The organism is Blautia coccoides (assembly GCF_034355335.1).
Taxonomy (GTDB): Bacteria; Bacillota; Clostridia; order Lachnospirales; family Lachnospiraceae; genus Blautia; species Blautia producta.
Genome location: NZ_CP136422.1, coordinates 4,414,349 through 4,428,641, shown reverse-complemented (window position 1 = coordinate 4,428,641; position 14,293 = coordinate 4,414,349). Strand labels below are relative to the sequence as shown.

Here is a 14,293-nt window from a genome sequence, read left to right as displayed (position 1 = left end):
ACCGCAGTGTGAAAGGAAAACGCACTGCGGTCATTTCATATATAAAGCGGACATTTTTATATACAAATATGAAACCAAATTATAAAAAAACAAATTGTATTGAAGTGCATACAAGTGATATTCTATAGTTAAGAGGTATCGTGACGGCGAAGCGGGTCTGCGCACTTCCTGCGCTGTCCGAAGCGGTGAGGCCACTGAACAATTACGAAGTAAAGAGAAAAGGAGTATCGGTAATGACAAAACTGGTAATTAACCCAAATGTAAAGAAGAGCAAAATACATAAGGAGATTTACGGGCATTTCTCCGAGCATCTGGGAAGATGTATTTATGAGGGGCTTTACGTGGGAGAGGATTCTCCGATCCCCAATGTAAACGGCATGCGTACAGATGTGGTGGAAGCCCTGAAGGAAATGAAGATTCCGGTTCTGCGCTGGCCGGGCGGATGTTTTGCGGATGAGTATCACTGGAAAGATGGGATCGGCCCGAAAGAGAGCCGGAAGAAGATCATCAACACCCATTGGGGTGGTGTTGTGGAGGATAACAGCTTTGGAACCCATGAGTTTTTTGAACTGTGCCGTCAGCTTGGCTGTGAGGCCTATGTAAACGGAAATGTGGGGAGCGGAACTGTACAGGAAATGTCAGAGTGGGTGGAATATATGACCTTTGACGGCGTTTCTCCTATGGCTGATCTGAGGAAGGAAAACGGGCACGAGGATTCCTGGGATGTGGCCTTCTTTGGTGTGGGAAATGAAAACTGGGGATGCGGGGGAAATATGACACCGGAATACTACGGCAATGAGTACCGCCGTTACCAGACTTACGTAAGGGATTATAAGTCAGACAAAAAGATCTACAAAATTGCCTGCGGTGCCAATGTGGATGATTATGAGTGGACAGAGGGCGTTATGCACACCTGCTTCCGCCACAGCCAGCCTTTCCAGCATGGATTTATGGATGGTCTTTCTCTGCATTATTATACACATCCGGAGGGATGGGACATCAAGGGAAGCGCTACGGATTTTGACGATAAGGCCTGGTATAAGACACTGAGCAAGACTCTTTATATGGAAGAGCTGATCAACCGCCACGGAGCCATTATGGACAAGTACGACCCGGAAAAGAAAATCGGTATGATCGTGGATGAGTGGGGCACCTGGTTTACAGTTGAACCCGGTACAAATCCGGGCTTCCTCTATCAGCAGAACACCATGAGGGATGCGTTGGTAGCCGGAATCAACCTGAACATCTTCAACAAACACAGCGACCGTGTCCACATGGCCAATCTGGCCCAGTTGGTAAATGTCCTTCAGTCCGTCATCCTCACAGAAGGGGAGAAGATGCTGTTGACACCCACTTACCATGTATTTAATATGTACAAATACCATCAGGACGCAGAACTTCTGGACAGCCATATGGACACAGAGAGAATCGGTGTGGATGAGGAGTATCAGGTGCCGAACCTGACGGAATCTGTATCAGTAGACGCTGAAGGTGTGATGCACATCACCATCACGAATCTTTCCCTGGAAGAAGCGTATGAGGTGGATGCGCTGATCCTGGAAAAACCTGTGACAGAGGTAAAAGGAGAAATCCTGGCAGAAGAGATGCATGCCATGAATACCTTCGATGAGCCGGAAAATGTAAAGGTGAAGGAATTTAAGAATGTGAAGATCACAGACAAAGGAATTGCATTTACTGTACCTGCGTGCAGTGTACTGCATCTGGCAGTGAAATAAATACCTGCAAAGCTGGGGAAACAAAAAAACCAGCCGAGCCGGCCAATGATCAAAGCCGGACTGTCAGCTTACCGCCGACAGCCCGGCTTTTTGTCAGCCCCGGAAATCATCCTGCGTTTCTTTTTCAGGCCAGTAGGCTGAAATATACAATTACAATAAGACCCAATATAATACGGTAAACGCCGAATATTTTAAAATCATGTTTTCTGATATAACTGAGGAGCATACGGATGGCAAACACCGATACAACGAAGGACACCAGTGTTCCAATTATCAGAAGAATCCAATCCGACCCGGAAAACATTCCGGTTTTTAAAAAATATTTCAGCAGCTTCAGTCCGCTGGCGCCTGCCATGACCGGAATAGCCAGGAAAAAGGAAAATTCACTTGCCACATACCGAGAGCAGCCCAGGATGACAGCGCCCAGGATAGTGGCGCCGCTTCTGGAAGTCCCGGGAATTGCTGCCAATACCTGAAAACAGCCTATGAAAAAAGCTGTCTGATAGGTAAGGGCCTCTAAAGTTTCCATTTTCGGCTGTCTTTTTCTGTTTTCAATGACAAGAAAAGCGATACCGTACAGGATCAAAGTGGCAGCGATCACATATACACTGGACAGGTAGTCCTCCAGGATCATGTCAAGAGGCAGGCCGGCGATCACAATGGGAATACATCCCACAACAACTTTTTTCCACAGCGCAAAGGTCTCCTGTTTTTCGGAGGCGCTTTTCTTTGGAGAAAAGGGGTTGAGCTTGTGGAAAAACAGGACCAGAACAGCCAGTATGGAGCCGAACTGGATCACCACTTTGAAAACCTCAAAAAATTCCGGTGTGGAGGTCATGGGCCAGATATTGTCAAACAAGATCAAATGCCCTGTGCTGCTTATTGGCAGCCATTCTGTGATACCCTGGATGATGCCCAGAATGACTGCCTTTAAGATTTCAATCAAATCCATAAATAGCTTTTCCTTTCTGTAGTGAAATCCTTAGTGGGGCAGCTTTATTTGTCGTTCTGTATCTCAATTTTGCGGATTTCTTTTGTTCGGATCTCCTTACAGATATCCTCAATGAAATCCTGCAGAGACTTCTGACCCTCATCGCCCAGGAAACGGCTTCTGACTGCCACTTTTTCTTCCGCTTCTTCTTTTTCTCCCACAACGATCATGTAAGGAACCTTTGAAAGCCGCGCCTCACGGATCTTATAGCCGATTTTTTCAGAGCGCTCATCAATGGTGCAGAGGATTCCGTTTTTCCTTAATTCAGCCTCTACCCTGACTGCATAATCCTGGTATTTTTCTGAGATAGGAAGGATGCGGACCTGTTCCGGGCAGAGCCAGGTGGGGAACATACCGGCGTATTTTTCAATGAGCCATGCAAGGGTTCTCTCATAGCAGCCGATTGAAGTTCTGTGTATAATGTACGGGCGGACTTTTTCTCCGTTCTGGTCAATATAGTACATATCAAACTGTTCAGCCAGCAGCGCGTCCCACTGTATGGTGATCATGGTGTCCTCTTTGCCGTATACATTTTTGGCATTGATGTCAACCTTGGGGCCATAGAAGGCGGCTTCTCCCACATCCTCCACAAACGGAACATCCAGTTCCTCTAAAATACTGCGGATGTGCTGCTCAGTCTCTTCCCAGACCTGGGCATCCCCAATGTATTTTTCTGTGTTTTCAGGATCCCATTTTGATAAATGGAAGGTCACATCATCCTGAAGTCCCAGAGTGGTCAGGCATTTCTTGGCAAGCGCCAGGCAGCCTTTGAATTCTTCCACCATCTGATCCGGGCGGACGATCAAATGTCCCTCTGAAATGGTGAACTGGCGGACACGTGTCAGACCGTGCATTTCTCCGGAGTCCTCATTTCTAAAAAGTGTGGAGGTCTCACTGTAGCGAAGGGGAAGATCGCGGTAGGAGCGCTGTTTGGACTTATATACATAATACTGGAAGGGACAGGTCATGGGACGCAGGGCGAACACCTCTTTGTCCGCCTCCTCATCTCCCAGTACGAACATGCCGTCTTTATAGTGATCCCAGTGTCCGGAAATCTTATATAAGTCACTCTTTGCCATAAGAGGAGTTTTGGTACGGATGTATCCCCAGTTGTTATCCTCCTCATCCTCGATCCATCTCTGGAGTGTCTGGATGATCTTGGCGCCTTTGGGCATCAGCAGGGGAAGTCCCTGTCCGATCACATCGACAGTTGTAAATAATTCCATTTCACGTCCCAGTTTGTTGTGGTCGCGTTTTTTTATGTCCTCCAGATGCTGAAGATATTCGTTCAGCTCATCCTTTGTTGCAAATGCGCTTCCGTAAATTCTCTGGAGCATGGTTTTGTTTGAGTCGCCTCTCCAGTAGGCGCCTGAGGAGGAGGTCAGCTTAAAGGCTTTGATCCCCTTTGTATTCATGAGATGAGGGCCTGCGCACAGATCAACGAAATCCCCCTGGGAGTAAAAGGAAATCTCGGCATCCTGGGGAAGATCTGTGATCAATTCCACTTTGTAAGGCTCATCTTTTTCTGTCATGAACTGAATCGCTTCCTCCCTTGGAAGTGTGAAGCGCTCAAGTTTATTTCCCTTTTTGATGATCCGTTTCATCTCTTTTTCCAGCTTGTCAAGATCTTCTCTTGAAAAAGGTTCTGCCTCAAAGTCATAGTAGAAACCAGTGTCAATGGCTGGTCCGATGGCAAGTTTGGCGTTGGGATACAGATTTTTAACGGCTTCCGCCAGGATATGGGAACAGGTATGGCGGACAACTCGGAGTCCTTCCTGATCTCTGGCAGTGAGGATGTTCAGCGTACAGTCCCTGTCAAGAACAGTGCGCAGGTCCACCACCCGGCCGTCCACCTCGCCGGCGCAGGCGGCCCTTGCCAGTCCTTCGCTTATGTCAAAAGCAACGTCAATGATAGATTTGGATTCAGCATATTCTTTTACTGAACCGTCTTTTAATGTGATTTTCATTCTTTTTTCCTCCATAAAAAAACCCTGAACAATCCTTAGACTGTTCAGGGACGATAAACAAGATACCGCGGTTCCACCCTTTTTGTAAATACCACTCATTCAGACGATAACGGTGTCGGCCGGACTTTATTAAAGCCGCTCCAGGGTGGTCTTCAAATGCTTCCCCATAGAATGCTCACACCAAATGCATTCCTCTCTGCATGGATAGACATTTTACTCTTCCTGTCTACGCGTTGGTCTATATGACAGAGTATATCTGTGATCTGTCCGACAGTCTGCAGAAACACTCTGAATCGGTGTTAGCATATCATTTATGGGAGAGAATGTCAAGCCGGGAGTGCAGGATTTTCAGGGGCGCAGATAGCTCTTCATATTTTTCAGTGCGTGTTTTTCCAGGCGGCTGACCTGAGCCTGGGAGATGCCGATTTCCTGGGCAACCTCCATCTGAGTTTTTCCTTCGTAGAATCGCATTTCAATAATGTGTTTTTCCCTGTCATCCAGGCGTTTCATGGCTTCTTTCAGGGAGAGATCTTCAATCCAATTTTCCTCCCTGTTCTTTTTATCACTGATCTGATCCATGACATACAGGGTATCTCCGCCTTCTGTGTATACAGGGTCGTAGAGGCTGACCGGACTTTGGATGGCATCCAGGGCATAGACAATGTCTTCTTTTTCAATGCCGATCTCCTCGGCGATTTCATTGATGGTTGGCTCTTTGAGATTTTTCTTTACGTAATTTTCTTTGGCGTAGATGGCTTTGTATGCCGTATCGCGGAGAGAACGGCTGACACGGATAGAGTTGTTGTCGCGCAGATACCTGCGGATCTCACCGATGATCATGGGAACCGCATAAGTAGAAAATTTCACGTTCAGAGTCGTATCGAAATTGTCAATGGCTTTCATAAGCCCGATGCAGCCAATCTGGAATAAATCATCCACATTTTCATTGCTGGCGGAAAAGCGTTTGATGATACTGAGCACCAGTCTTAAATTTCCCTTGATATATAATTCTCTGGCTTCCGTGTCTCCCTTTTTGATCCGCTCGAAGAGAATATCCTTCTCTTCGTTGGTAAGGACAGGGAGTTTGGAAGTGTTCACACCACATATTTCAACTTTATTAAGTGCCATTGCAAGAATCCTCCTGGAAATTTTAATGTCTAGTAAAATGATTCTCACCTGGTGCGGACAATATACGACAACCCGGAAAATTTAATAAAGTTTTAGCCCTTGACAATTCGGAAAAACAGATGGGATAAATGAAAAAACAGGAGTTGATATCAATAGAAAAAACCCTTGTTTTCAACAAAAAAGTGTTAAAAACAAGGGTTTTTGACTTCATCTAAAGCTCTTCAAACCGCGGTATGGTGATCACTTCCCCGCCCTTCATGGCGGATTCATGGGCACAGATCCCGGTTCCTGTCCAGTAAGCTCCCATGATGTCATCAATGGCCGGCTTCCGTTCCTCCAAGATAGAACGGATGAATTCATGTACCAGGTGGGGATGGGAACCACCGTGTCCGCCGCCCTGCTTGAATGAGAGATGGGTGTTTTCGTTGTTATATACCGTGTTGGTGGTGAAGGATGCGATCTCATCAGGCAGAAGGTATGCATAATCCGGAATCTTGATCCGCTTTTCCAGGATCTCTCCCCCTCTGCTGGATTCTTCTTTCTCTTCATTGAGTATATCTACTCTCTGTAATTCTCCTGTTCTGGTATAAAGGACAGGGTCCTCGTCTGCTAGCTGCTGCCACTCAAAGCTCTTATTCTCACCGTATACACGGAAACACTCAGAATAACTTCTGGCCACACCGTACAGAAAACGTTCCATCTCAATGGTGATATCACTGTCCTGAAGGGTAATAAACGCGGCTTCAAAAGCGTAAGGGCACCCATATGTTTCCTCCAGTTCTTTACGGACTTTACCGGAACCTCTGGCATACACCTTTTCCGGCAGATGCCCTGCCAGCATCAGGCACGGTGCAACGGCATGAGTGGGATGCATAAGAGGCGGGAACCCCTTCCAGTAATCAGGCCAGCCTTCCATATCCTGATAATGTGCGCATGTCATATACTGCAGGCGCCCCAGTTCCCCTTTTTCATACAGTTCCTTCATATAGAGAAATTCCCGCTGGAAAATAGTGGTCTCCATAAACATATAATTCTTTTTTGAAGCCTTTCTCGCTTCAATGACCTGCTTTAGTTCGTCCAGGCTCATGCCCATAGGGATGGTGCAGCCGCAGTGCTTTCCCGCATTCAGTACCCGCACAGAAAACGGCGCGTGTGTGGAAGGCGGTGTCACCAGATGGACAGCGTCGATCTCAGGGATGTCAAGTACACTCTGTAAATCGGTGAAACACTGGCTTGGGGGAATGCTGTACCTCTCTCTGGCAATGTTCAGAAGCTTTTCATTTTTGTCCACAACATAGACCTTGTCCACATCGGGATGCTTGCAGTAGATGGCGGCAAACTCCAATCCGAAGCTGAGTCCAACTAAGGCTACATTTAATTTTTTCATATTCAAAGTCCTCCTTTTCTTCTGTACATAAGATTTTAGACCAGATATCTTCTTAAGGGAATGAAGAAAACTTTCTGATTGGCGCAGGATCACCGAAAAAACAGACAGGTTTTTCTGCGGATCTGCACATATTTTATTTGGAGACCAGTAAAAATATAAAAAATCCGCAGATGGAAAAATAACAGGGAATCTGAAAATTTTTTAAGATGGAATAGCAAAAAGTCAAATAATATATTTATTCTAAAAATAACAGGGATATGGTTTAATGTGTTTATAGCAATTCAGAACAGCCGGCGTGATGAAGATGCAGAGCGGGGCAGGAATCTTTTCTGCCTGAATACTATGGAAACCAGAAAAGAAACACAGGGAAAAGAGGGTAAGAAAATATGAAGAGAAAAAAAGTGACAGCCCTTCTGATGGCGGCAGCAATGATCCTGGGAACTACAGCATGTGGAAATTCCCAGAGCGGCCGGGAGGATAAGACCGAAGAAGACAATACACCTGACAAAAAGGAGAGCAGTCAGGAGAACAGTGCAGAGGGAGACGCGGCAGAGATCACACTTCTTATGACAAATGACTGGGTTGACGAATCCACGGAATTGGGCGCGGAATTCACAAAAACCATCAGACAGTACGAGGAGGAACATCCCGGAACGAAGATCACGGTTCAGGGAGCCTCACAGCAGGATATCAAGGAGTCTTTCCAGACGGCAGCACTGGCAGGAGGCGGAGCGGATGTGGTGATCATGGACAATTCCGGACATGCCATTGATCTAGCGGCAATGGGACTTTTATATCCGCTGAGCGAGCTGTCCACAGCAGAGGATCTGGTATCTCAGTATCAGGAAGGACCTCTTAATTCCGGTAAGTTCCAGGGAGAATACTATTCTGTTCCCTGGTATATGGACTGCTGCGGCCTGTATTATAACAAGGAACGTCTGGATGAACTGGGCCTTTCAGTTCCCACAAACTGGGAGGAGCTTTCCGGTGCCCTTGAGAAAGTAAAGGAGGCCGGATACGGAGGGATCATCACATATCAGAGCGCATATGCATTTTATTCTTTTTTCTATCAGAATGAATGCCCGGTCATTGATACCAGCGGTGAGACGCCGTCTGTGGTGATCGACAATGAACAGGGAAAAGAGGCCTGGAATTATATCTGCGACGTGATAGAAAAAGGAGGCCTGGTAGAATCCTTTAAAGAGGCTACCACATGGGATAAGGTTTATGAAAGCTTTGCCAATGGAGAGGCCACATTCCTCCTGGGCGGAGACTGGTGCGCAACCGGTATTGACGGCATCAATCCTGATCTGGATTACGGTATCACTACCATGGTGGAGGGAAAGACCCAGGCAACCGTACTGGGCGGATGGACCTGGAATATCAATGCCAACAGCAAAAATCCCCAAGCAGCATATGATCTGATCCAGTACATCAATTCAGAAAAGGGAGATCCCATCCTGGCAGTGGAGGGAAAGATCTCTGCTCGAAAAGATTTTGATTATGGGAAAGCGCTGGAGGGGAAAGAACGGCTGAAAGTATTTACCGATGAATTCCCATATACCTGTGCCCGTCCGGCTGTTATCAATGAAAAGGCCATTGATGAATTGATCACCAATGCCATCCTGGAGGTGGACTATGGAAAGGCCACAGCAGAGGAGGCACTGGAATCTCTCACACAGAAGCTGAATGAGAATATTGCATCTAATTATAAGTAATGAAGAAACGGGTTATCCTTTCTCCGGCAAAATAGCAATGCCGGGGAAAGCTGCCCGTCCTGAGGTGGGAATATGGGAAGAAAACAAAAAGGGGCGGGACTGGAACTGAAGAAAAACTGGCCCGGATATCTGCTTCTGGCACCTGCGGTCATAGCTGTCCTGGCCCTCTCCATTTATCCGCTGTGCCGCGGAATTTATCTTAGTTTTGTCAATTACAATCTGGTACGTCCAAAGGACAGCATTTTTAATACATTTGCGGGACTGGAAAATTATAAGAATATATTTGCGAACAAGGTTTTTCTGCAGTCCATTGGAAACACCGTGAAATGGACATTGGTGAACCTTATCGTACAGCTTGTGGCAGCCATGCTGCTGGCGCTGGCGCTGAATATGAAACTGAGAGGAAGGTCATTATACCGCACACTGATCCTGGTGCCCTGGGCTGTCCCCCATGCCATCGCGGCAATGACATTTACCTTTTTATATAACGCGAATGTGGGGATCATCAACATACTGGCAGTCAAGCTGGGAGCTATCACGGAATCGGTCTCCTGGCTGGGAAATATTGGCTCTGCTTTCTGGTGTGTGGTACTGGTGGCAATCTGGAAGGGCATTCCTTTCCAAATGATATTTATCCTGGCGGCCCTGCAGGGAATACCCCAGGACGTCTATGAGAGCGCTGAAATCGACGGCGCCGGGCGCTTCCAAAGTTTTTGGAGAATAACCCTGCCCATTATTAAGGAGCCGTTGGCAATTGCCACGATCTTAAATCTGATAGGTATTGTATCCTGCTTTAACACCATCTGGCTGATGACGGGAGGCGGGCCTCTGTACAGCACGGAGATACTTTATACCTTTGCCTATCGTGAGGCTTTCATCAACCATAATTTCGGGACGGCAGCAGCGGCGTCTGTGATATTATTTATTTTCATGGCAGTATTCTCCGGGATATATCTGCGCATGGTAAGTGAGAAAGAGTAGAGGAGGAGCAAGATGCTGAATAAAAGACAGAAAAAGAATATCAGAATGGCAGTTGCTTATGTCTTTACGGTTCTGATGGTATTTGCCGCTGTGGCGCCGTTTGTGTATGTTGTGCTGACTGCTCTGAAGACACAGGAACAGATTTATGATCCTAAGCAGATCATCCCTACCTATGTGACCTTTGAAAACTTCCGCCATGTGATTTTTGAATCCAATTTTGTCAGATATTTTATGAACAGTATTTTTATCACGGTTGTGACAACTGCTATCTGTATGGTGCTGTCTGTTATGGCAGCATACGGACTGACAAGGTACCGTATTTTGGGGGCGGGGAAGATTAAGATGGCAGTGCTGATGACGCGGATGTTTCCGGGAATCCTGCTGTGTATTCCGTATTATATTATCATGAAACATTTTCAGCTCATTGACAGCTATGTGGGGCTGATACTTATGTACTGCTCCTTTACTCTGCCGTTTGCCATCTGGAATACCTGCGCATTTTTTTCCACGATCCCATGGGAGCTGGAGGAGTCGGCTATGATCGACGGGTGCAGCAGGTTGCGGTCATTCTTTTCCGTTATATTTTATGTGGCGAAGCCGGGACTGTTTGTGACAGCGCTTTTCTGCTTCATGTCATCCTGGGATGAATATATGTACGCGTCTATTTTTATCAATACAACGTTAAAAAAGACGATTCAGGTGGGAATGCAGGATTTTATCGGGCAGTATTCCGTGGACTGGGGGCTTTTAATGTCAGCGGTGGTCATCAGTCTGATTCCTATACTGTTATTTTTTGCCCTGGTACAGAAGAACCTTGTGGAGGGGCTGTCTGCCGGAGCTGTAAAAGGATAGACTTTAGGGTTGGCGCATGTTTAAAGTGCGCCAGCCCTGTTTTGCCTGTTTGATATAGGTTGGGAAATAATGTAAACTTCATAAGGGAAGTTGACAAAAAGATTCAGTATATTAGAATAGATGGATAATATAAAGAGGGCGGAAATAGAATGGGGAAGGAAAAAGGTATACATTTTAGTCTGAAACATAAAAGTATCAGGACACAGCTCATTGTGTACATGGGGTGTTTTGTGGTTTTGCCGCTGTGTCTGGCACTTATGGTTTTGAACATTTATTTACAGAGGGTCACCACAGAAAATAAGACCGGTTACGATACAACACTTTTGTCCCAGATCAAGGCAAACGCGGATCAGATGATCGAGGTGACCAATTATTCCACCAGCATGATGATGACCAGCAAAAGCGTGCTGGAGAACCTGCGCACCATGGCACGCTCTGAGGACAGCTACGATCTGTACCAGGCAAAAACCCAGCTTTCTGCAAGGCTTTCGGAGATGGAAAGCTCTGTCTTGAATGCTGTGGGCGGTAAAATAGCCATTTTGACAGACTCGGGATATTTGATAGGTGCCCACAATCTAAGCCGAACTTCTGTGGAGTATGAAGGAGAGAACTGGTATCAGCAGATCAGATCCAATGGGCGAAAAACAACTTTTTCAGCAGAACTGCAGGAGTTTTTCGCGGAAATGACCTCCTCTCCGATACATGATCACCGTTATCTTTATATCGGAAGAAGCGTGCTGGACTATTCCGGGGAGAATCTTGGTATCCTTTTGATCCAGCTTTCCGGTACAAAAATATGGGGGAAATTTACGCAGGCCATGGTGCCGGCAGATGAGGGTACACTCTATATTTTTGACAGCGGCAGAAAGATGCAGATGGAATACAACGGGGAAAAAGAGGCGTTGGCAGAGTCCCTGGCAGAAGAGGACGCGGCCTTTTGGGAGGGCACGGATTCCATTATCCAGGGGACGCTGAAAAACGGTTATAAGTACATGGCGGTTTCCCTGGAACATGGCGGAAATACTTTAGTATATGCGGTTCCCGGGCGTGTCTATCTGGAGGGGAACCTGAGGATATCAAGAAATATTCTGGGAATGGTTCTGCTATTGATCGCGGCCACCATAATCACCATGGTTTATTTTTCTAAGAAACTGTCAAAACCCCTTACAGATCTGGTGGAAAAGCTGGAGAACTCTGAAAGCGGTATTCTGACCCTTCAGGAACCGGAGCTGTCCTTCCTGGAGATACATAAATTTATTTCCAGCTACAACAGGGCGGGTCACAGGATCGAAGAGCTGATAGAAAAGGTAAAAACAGAAAGCCACCTGAAAGAGAAGGCCCATTATGAGATGCTGATGTCCCAGATTTCTCCGCATTTTATTTTTAATACTGTAAATTCAATCCGGATCATGGCAAGAGAAGAACATGACGAAAGGACATCACATGCCCTGGAATCCCTTGGGGAAATTCTGCACGGTGTCTATGACAATAGAAACGGCATGACAACAGTAGGACAGGAGACCGCACTTCTGGAAGCCTATGTGGATATTATGAAACTCAGGTTTGGAAATTCCTTTCAGTATTATAATGTGATCCCCACAGATCTGTATTTCTATGAGATTCCGGCATTTACCATGCAGCCCATTGTGGAAAACGCTATTCTGCACGGGGTTAAGGATGTCACGGCAGGCCAGATAATCGTATCCGCAGTGGAATATGAGCAGGATTTTCTGATCTCCATATTCAACAACGGCAACTCTGCTGACAGGGATATGGTGGAGGAGATGCTGAAAAGTCCTCACAGGAACCGAAGGACATTTACCGGGATGGGGTTATACAATGTAAATTCCAGATTAAAAATGCTGTACGGTGACAGCTACGGGCTGATATTTAAGGAACAGGTAAAAGCGGGATTTGAAATATGGATAAGGGTTCCAAAAAGAACAGATTTTCAGGCACATTCCGCCGGCAGAAAGGAAAGGGAATGAAAAATAAGGTATTGATCATAGAGGACGAAATATTGGCCAGAGTGGGTCTGCACCAGCTTCTCGACTGGAACGCTCTGGGGTTCACTCTGCTGGATGATGCGAAGGACGGACAGGAAGCAATCCGCTCCATAGAGAATGAGCACCCGGACATTCTGCTCCTTGACCTGAACATACCGAAAATAAACGGGCTGCAGATCCTGGAATATTTAAGGGAGAACCATCTGGACTGCAAGGTGATCGTCATAAGCTGCAATGAGGAATTTGAGATGGTAAAGGAAGCCATGAAGCTGGGAGCTTATGATTATCTTAGAAAACTGAATCTCTCCTCTGAGTCTCTGCAGGAGATTCTTCAAAAATGCAGGGGGGAGAAGCACCCGTCTTTTCGTGTCAGGGAAATACGTTATGAGGAGATCATCAGCCATACAGGGAAAGATATCTTTCAGGACGTGGGCACTTACCGGACGCTTCTGTGTATCCTGCCCCATAAAGAAAAACAGGAGGGAATTTTTTCCGTCATGGAACAGTGCCGGGCGTGGTTTCAAAAGCGGGGGCAGGAATTTCTGCAGATCCACAAAGGGGTGCAGTGCTGTTATTTTCTGTTTGACAGGCGGTTTTCCGGAGAATTTTATAAAGAACTTTATGAGAGACTGGCCCAGCGCTGCGCTGTAAAGCTGTATCTGGGAATCTGTGAGGAAGTCATGAAAGAAGAGACGGATATCAACCGGGCCATTGCACTTGCGGAGCAGATCCACATGGTGAGCTATTATGATGAAGAACAGAGGATACATTATTTTACAGAGAGGATACCGGCAGGGGAGCACAGTCCAAAAGGAATGACCCACATGCAGGCAGCTCTGAAAAAGGCAGTGGGCGAGTTCGCAAAGGAGGATACGAAAAAGTCCATAGCACATATTTTTGCGGCTGTCCGCGATGAAAGGTATACAAGCATTAATGTGCTGCGGCGTATTTTTATGGACATGCTGGGTGTCTTTTCCATGACGGCACAGAGCCTGAATGGGGCTATTGAGGAAATTGAGGTGCGGGGTGATAACTGTCATTACCAGTCTTTGATGACGAGCAGCAGTCTGTCAGAGATAGAGGAGTGGTTTCTGGAATTCACAGATGCCTTCTATGAACGTTTTCTGATCGATTACAAATGCAGCCGCTCAGAGATTCTAAACAGCGCCTTCCACTACATTGACACGCATCTGAAGACACAGATACACCAGGCAGACGCAGCCAGAGAAATCGGCGTTTCCAGCGCTTATCTGAGTACCGTGTTCAAAAAAGAGATGGGTCAGAATTTTATTGATTATGTGAATATGAGGAAGGTGGGACTGGCAAAGGAAATGCTGGAGGAGGGACTTCTCGTATACGAAGTTTCTGAAATATTGGGATTTGAGAACTGTACATATTTTTCTAAGGTATTTAAAAAATACACAGAAATATCGCCGGATACGTTCCGGAGAGAGCGAGTGAATAGAAAATGAGTTTCCGCCTATTTTTTACTGTCTTCGGTGCTGCGGATAGTAAAAATAGGCGGCA

At 46.4% G+C, this 14,293-nt stretch carries 10 protein-coding genes and 1 other annotated feature; of the genes, 6 read left to right on the top strand and 4 right to left on the bottom strand.

Features of this window, described 5'->3' with window-relative positions:
• Positions 1 to 233 precede the first annotated feature (233 nt).
• Positions 234 to 1,736 carry an alpha-N-arabinofuranosidase gene (locus tag BLCOC_RS19935; protein WP_018598389.1) on the top strand — a complete coding sequence of 501 codons (1,503 nt, stop codon included), beginning with the start codon at positions 234 to 236 and terminating at the stop codon, positions 1,734 to 1,736.
• Positions 1,737 to 1,860: 124 nt separating this feature from the next.
• Here BLCOC_RS19935 and BLCOC_RS19930 read toward each other — a convergent pair whose 3' ends face one another.
• The 4 genes from BLCOC_RS19930 to BLCOC_RS19915 form a co-directional block, all read right to left on the bottom strand.
• A complete protein-coding gene (locus BLCOC_RS19930; RefSeq protein WP_115623152.1) occupies positions 1,861 to 2,688 on the bottom strand; it encodes an undecaprenyl-diphosphate phosphatase in 828 nt (275 codons plus the stop codon).
• Between the two features lie 44 nt (positions 2,689 to 2,732).
• The gene (gene thrS / locus BLCOC_RS19925; protein ID WP_115623151.1) at positions 2,733 to 4,694 is read right to left on the bottom strand and encodes a threonine--tRNA ligase; all 1,962 of its coding nucleotides are present in this window, start codon (positions 4,692 to 4,694) and stop codon (positions 2,733 to 2,735) included.
• Positions 4,695 to 4,737: 43 nt separating this feature from the next.
• Positions 4,738 to 4,932: a binding site (T-box leader), on the bottom strand.
• A gap of 110 nt (positions 4,933 to 5,042) precedes the next feature.
• Complete coding sequence (sigG, locus tag BLCOC_RS19920; protein WP_115623150.1) at positions 5,043 to 5,822, bottom strand: RNA polymerase sporulation sigma factor SigG; 780 nt, start codon at positions 5,820 to 5,822, stop codon at positions 5,043 to 5,045.
• Positions 5,823 to 6,033: 211 nt separating this feature from the next.
• Positions 6,034 to 7,209 (bottom strand): Gfo/Idh/MocA family protein, encoded by a 1,176-nt coding sequence (locus tag BLCOC_RS19915; RefSeq protein ID WP_115623149.1) that lies wholly within the window; start codon positions 7,207 to 7,209, stop codon positions 6,034 to 6,036.
• 386 nt (positions 7,210 to 7,595) lie between these two features.
• Here BLCOC_RS19915 and BLCOC_RS19910 point away from each other — a divergent pair, with 386 nt between their 5' ends.
• The 5 genes from BLCOC_RS19910 (at position 7,596) to BLCOC_RS19890 (ending at position 14,238) form a co-directional block, all read left to right on the top strand.
• A complete protein-coding gene (locus tag BLCOC_RS19910; protein ID WP_018598383.1) occupies positions 7,596 to 8,927 on the top strand; it encodes a sugar ABC transporter substrate-binding protein in 1,332 nt (443 codons plus the stop codon).
• A 72-nt stretch (positions 8,928 to 8,999) separates the two neighbouring features.
• The gene (locus BLCOC_RS19905) at positions 9,000 to 9,908 is read left to right on the top strand and encodes a carbohydrate ABC transporter permease (RefSeq protein ID WP_018598382.1); all 909 of its coding nucleotides are present in this window, start codon (positions 9,000 to 9,002) and stop codon (positions 9,906 to 9,908) included.
• 12 nt (positions 9,909 to 9,920) lie between these two features.
• The gene (locus BLCOC_RS19900; protein ID WP_018598381.1) at positions 9,921 to 10,760 is read left to right on the top strand and encodes a carbohydrate ABC transporter permease; all 840 of its coding nucleotides are present in this window, start codon (positions 9,921 to 9,923) and stop codon (positions 10,758 to 10,760) included.
• A gap of 149 nt (positions 10,761 to 10,909) precedes the next feature.
• Positions 10,910 to 12,748: a cache domain-containing sensor histidine kinase gene (locus BLCOC_RS19895; protein ID WP_018598380.1), complete on the top strand. Its 1,839-nt coding sequence runs from the start codon at positions 10,910 to 10,912 to the stop codon at positions 12,746 to 12,748.
• Positions 12,745 to 14,238, top strand: a complete 1,494-nt coding sequence (locus BLCOC_RS19890; RefSeq protein WP_044911949.1) for a response regulator — start codon at positions 12,745 to 12,747, stop codon at positions 14,236 to 14,238. The genes BLCOC_RS19895 and BLCOC_RS19890 overlap by 4 nt, the downstream gene beginning before the upstream one ends.
• The last annotated feature ends 55 nt before the right edge of the window (positions 14,239 to 14,293 follow it).

Excerpts from the sequence above, each read along its gene's own strand:
- BLCOC_RS19930 (WP_115623152.1), bottom strand. The coding sequence starts at position 2,688 with ATGGATTTGATTGAAATCTTAAAGGCAGTCATTCTGGGCATCATCCAG.
- BLCOC_RS19900 (WP_018598381.1), top strand. The coding sequence starts at position 9,921 with ATGCTGAATAAAAGACAGAAAAAGAATATCAGAATGGCAGTTGCTTAT.
- BLCOC_RS19915 (WP_115623149.1), bottom strand. The coding sequence starts at position 7,209 with ATGAAAAAATTAAATGTAGCCTTAGTTGGACTCAGCTTCGGATTGGAG.
- thrS (WP_115623151.1), bottom strand. The coding sequence starts at position 4,694 with ATGAAAATCACATTAAAAGACGGTTCAGTAAAAGAATATGCTGAATCC.
- BLCOC_RS19935 (WP_018598389.1), top strand. The coding sequence starts at position 234 with ATGACAAAACTGGTAATTAACCCAAATGTAAAGAAGAGCAAAATACAT.
- sigG (WP_115623150.1), bottom strand. The coding sequence starts at position 5,822 with ATGGCACTTAATAAAGTTGAAATATGTGGTGTGAACACTTCCAAACTC.
- BLCOC_RS19890 (WP_044911949.1), top strand. The coding sequence starts at position 12,745 with ATGAAAAATAAGGTATTGATCATAGAGGACGAAATATTGGCCAGAGTG.
- BLCOC_RS19895 (WP_018598380.1), top strand. The coding sequence starts at position 10,910 with ATGGGGAAGGAAAAAGGTATACATTTTAGTCTGAAACATAAAAGTATC.
- BLCOC_RS19910 (WP_018598383.1), top strand. The coding sequence starts at position 7,596 with ATGAAGAGAAAAAAAGTGACAGCCCTTCTGATGGCGGCAGCAATGATC.
- BLCOC_RS19905 (WP_018598382.1), top strand. The coding sequence starts at position 9,000 with ATGGGAAGAAAACAAAAAGGGGCGGGACTGGAACTGAAGAAAAACTGG.